The organism is Carnobacterium sp., from assembly GCF_040274425.1.
Map to the genome: position 1 here is coordinate 1 of NZ_JBEMBC010000217.1, position 502 is coordinate 502.

The following is a 502-nucleotide window of genomic DNA, read 5'->3' on the forward strand; positions in this document are numbered from 1 at the left end:
TCGTCTAATACAGTATCATAGCCTTTAGGTAATGTATTGATAAAGTGGTCAATACCTACTGCATCGGCTGCTGATTCAACCATTTCATCGGTAATGTGGTCTTGGTTGAAGATTAAGTTCTCACGAATGGTGCCTTCAAATAACCAAGTATCTTGTAATACCATTGAGAATTGGTCGTGGACAGCTGCACGTGAAATTTCACTTGTTGGTTTCCCATCAATGTAAATTTCACCTGAGTCGATTGGATAGAATTTCATCAGCAAGTTGACGATTGTCGTTTTCCCAGCTCCGGTAGGTCCTACGATAGCAATCTTCTGACCTGATTTAGCGGTTACTGAGAAGTCTTTGATAATCGGTTGATCTGCTTCATAACCGAAGTTTACGTGTTCGAAAGTCACGTCACCGTGGACATCCGGCAATTCGCTCAATAGGTTTGTTTCTTCTACCATTTCCTCTTCATTTAAGAACTCAAATACACGATTTAAGGCTGCTGACGCAGATT

General features: G+C 41.0%; 1 protein-coding gene. It reads right to left on the minus strand.

The window, feature by feature from the left end:
* A partial coding sequence (locus ABS911_RS15365) for an ATP-binding cassette domain-containing protein (protein WP_350468272.1) occupies window positions 1-502 on the minus strand: 502 nt, incomplete at both ends.